The 3,143-nt window shown below is 68.6% G+C and carries 3 protein-coding genes; 2 read left to right on the top strand and 1 reads right to left on the bottom strand.

What is annotated here, in order from left to right; genetic code table 11:
* Nucleotides 1–73: 73 nt before the first annotated feature.
* Complete coding sequence (locus tag M4D77_RS23645; RefSeq protein WP_058253571.1) at nucleotides 74–697, bottom strand: TIGR03086 family metal-binding protein; 624 nt, start codon at nucleotides 695–697, stop codon at nucleotides 74–76.
* A gap of 94 nt (nucleotides 698–791) precedes the next feature.
* Here M4D77_RS23645 and M4D77_RS23640 point away from each other — a divergent pair, with 94 nt between their 5' ends.
* Both M4D77_RS23640 and M4D77_RS23635 read left to right on the top strand, forming a co-directional pair.
* Nucleotides 792–1,751, top strand: a complete 960-nt coding sequence (locus M4D77_RS23640) for a YafY family protein (RefSeq protein WP_259937708.1) — start codon at nucleotides 792–794, stop codon at nucleotides 1,749–1,751.
* Between the two features lie 76 nt (nucleotides 1,752–1,827).
* Complete coding sequence (locus tag M4D77_RS23635) at nucleotides 1,828–2,946, top strand: DUF5685 family protein (protein WP_259937707.1); 1,119 nt, start codon at nucleotides 1,828–1,830, stop codon at nucleotides 2,944–2,946.
* Nucleotides 2,947–3,143 lie beyond the last annotated feature (197 nt).

Here is a 3,143-nt window from a genome sequence, read left to right as displayed (position 1 = left end):
AACCTCGGTCGCCAGACCCTTCGTGACGCGACCTCCGCAAGCTCAGGGAGCCACGGGGTTCGCTTCTTTCGGATCACGAAGCCGGGGACCAGCCCGCGGGGTCCCGGCCGGTCCAGTTGGCCAGTCGCTCAGTGGGTCCGGCGCCGGGGCGGGGTTCGACGACGACGCCGAACGGCACGTTGGGGTCGGTGCGGATCTCGGCCGGGATGAACTGCTGCGCGACCGCGAGCGTCGCCTCGGCCGTCGCGGGATCTGCTTCCGCGGGTTGCCCGGTGGCAACGGCGAGGTCCCAGCCGTGCACGAGGGTCTCGCTGACATAGCCCCAAAGCGCGCCCGCGCCGGGTACCTCACCCCACGGCACCTGGACCATGCGGGTCAGCGACGCATCATCGGACCATCCCTCCAGGGCGGCCTCGACCAGTGCGGAGTAGGTGGCAGCGTCGTGCTGCTCGGCGATCGTCCGCATCGTTCGGACGTCGAGTCCGTCGGCGAGTGCCCGGGCACGCTCGGCGGTCGCCACGACGTGCGCCGAGAGTGTCCGGACGTCGAAGTCCTCGCAGGGAGTGGGCGCATCCAGCTGATCGTCGGCGATCCCGGTCAGCAGTGCGGTGACCCAACCAGTTGCCACTCGGAATGCGGGACGGGGGTCGACGGGTGCGGCTGGGGCGGGAACGGCCTCTGGTGTGGTTGCGGTCATGATGACGTCCTCTCCTGGTGGTTGGTCGGTCTGCCACCAGTGAATCCGCGATACACGACATCTCCTGTCATGTATTCGGGAGAGAATCATGATCGTGCGCGCCGAACGTCTCATCGCCCTGCTGATGGTGCTGAAGAAGCACGAGCGGGTGACCGCTGCCGAGTTGGCCGCCGAGCTCGGGGTCTCCGAACGAACCGTGCTCCGCGACATCGACGCGCTGTCGCTGTCCGGCGTGCCGGTCTACGCCGAGCGCGGCCGACACGGCGGCTTCGCGTTGTTACCGGGGTATCGCACCGATCTCACCGGACTGACCGTCGACGAGGCCACGTCGTTGCTCGCCGGTACCGGACGGGTCGACTCCCCCGCGTTCACCAGCGCCATGCGCAAGGTGACCGCCGCCCTGCCCGAGGCGCATCGGAGTCATGCCGTGCGCGCCGCGCAGCGGATTCTGGTCCGTCCGGAGGGTTTCGTCAGAACCCCGGAGATCCTCGACGGCCTCCAGGCCGTACAACTCGCCGTGTTCGAGGGCCGACGGATCCGTGTGAGTTACCGCAGCCGGGGTGCGCACACCCCGCGCGAGCACGTCCTCGACCCGATCGGACTCATCGTGGCGGGCGAGACCTGGTACCTCGTCGCCACCTCGTCGCGCGGCAGCACGTCGCACGACGGCGCCGGCTCGGCGGAACGCATGTACCGCGTCTCCCGGATGAGCGACGTGGACGTCCTCGACGAACCGGCGCACCGGTCCGAGGACGTCGACCTCGGCGAGATCTGGGAGCGGCATCGTGACGCGTTCCGACGCTCCTTCGAACCCGTCGACGTGGTGATCGACTGCTCGGTCGACGATGCCGAGCAGATCGAGTCGATCGCCGCCGCAACATATCTCGACCGGCCACCAGAAGGACGATGCCGGCTCGGACTCCGGTTCGCCGACCGTCGCCACGCCACGCGCGCGTTATGGGCGTCGATGTTCGACCACGACTTCGTGGTCTGCGAGCCGGAATGGCTCCGAACCACGCTCGTAGCCCGCGCCCGCGTTGTCGGCGGCGACTAGGCGAGCACATCGGGCCGCCTGCACCGAACGAATGAATCCCCTGGCGAGGTCCCCCCGCCTGTGGTCTGATTCTCGAATGTTCGGGGTTCTCACTCCATGTCGGCACGCACTCGACGACGACCTGATGGACCAGTGGCGCTCCCACCTGTGCGGGGTCTGTCTGACGCTACGCGACAACCACGGCCAGTCGAGCAGGTTGACGGTCAACACCGATGCGGTGATGGTCTCAATCCTCACCGCGGCCCAGTCGGCGGCGGAGTGCGCCTCCACCGAGGCCGGTCGGTGTCCCCTACGCGGAATGCGCACGGCGACAGTCGTGTCCGCCGACGAACCGGGTGTCCGCCTCGCCGCGACCGCCTCCCTCACCCTCGCCGCAGCGAAGGCGGCCGACGTCGGCAACGAGCAGCGACACGCGCTGGCGCCCCGTCGGCCGGTACGCGCGAAGCTCGCCGACTATGCCGGGAGCCACCTGCGCCGGAATGCCGCGGCCGACACCGAGGTCGCCCGACGTCTCGATGTGGACGGCATGATGACGACGCTCTCGCGTCAAGCCGAGATCGAGTCGACGAGCGTCGTCCTCGACGACCTCACCCAGGCGTCGGCAGTGGCTGCGGCACAGGTCTTCTCCGCGTCGGCGATACTCGCCGACGCACCCCGCAATGAGGCCGCGCTCTCCGACATCGGTGCCGATTTCGGCCGGATAGCGCACCTCTTGGACGCGGTCGACGACTATGACTCCGACGCCGAGCAGGGACGGTACAACCCACTCCGGTCCACCGGAACGTCGCCGGAGACCGCGCTCGAGCAGTGCCGGCGACTCGCCTCCGCGATCCGGGCCCGCTACGCCGACCTCGAACTCGTCGACGACCGACTCCTACGGGTGGTGTTGCTCGACGGACTGCGCCACGCGATCCACAAGCGCATGCACCCGCACGCGGAGGCCCCTTCGGTGGTCGCCGACTCGCGCACCCAGTGGCCGCCGCACCGGCCGTTCGGCTATCCGACCGAGTGGCCGTACCCGCCACCCTTCAAACCGAATCGATCGTTCCACGAACGGATTCTGCCGTTCATCGGCGTCTCGTGCTTCGGCAAGGCCTGCTGCGTCGACCACTGGAATCACTTCACCGACAAGTACAAGGACGCGGTCTGCGACGACTGCGACTGCTGCGATTGTTGCGACTGCTGCGACCTGTGACCCGCCCGGGCGGGCGGGTCAATTGAGGAGCGAGCAATGCGCTCCCTCTGTGTTCGCTGAGGCGCGAGCAATGCGCTCCCCCTGTGCTCCCCGAGGTGCGAGCAATGCGCTCCCCCTGTGCTCCCTGAGGTGCGAGCAATGCGCTCCCCCTGTGCTCCCTGAGGTGCGAGCGAAGCGAGCCACGAAGGGCTCCGCAA

The sequence above is a fragment of the Gordonia sp. p3-SID1431 genome (assembly GCF_025143765.1).
Lineage (GTDB): Bacteria > Actinomycetota > Actinomycetes > Mycobacteriales > Mycobacteriaceae > Gordonia > Gordonia hongkongensis.
This window is presented reverse-complemented; position numbering and strand designations above follow the sequence as displayed.

Excerpts from the sequence above, each read along its gene's own strand:
- M4D77_RS23645 (WP_058253571.1), bottom strand. The coding sequence starts at position 697 with ATGACCGCAACCACACCAGAGGCCGTTCCCGCCCCAGCCGCACCCGTC.
- M4D77_RS23635 (WP_259937707.1), top strand. The coding sequence starts at position 1,828 with ATGTTCGGGGTTCTCACTCCATGTCGGCACGCACTCGACGACGACCTG.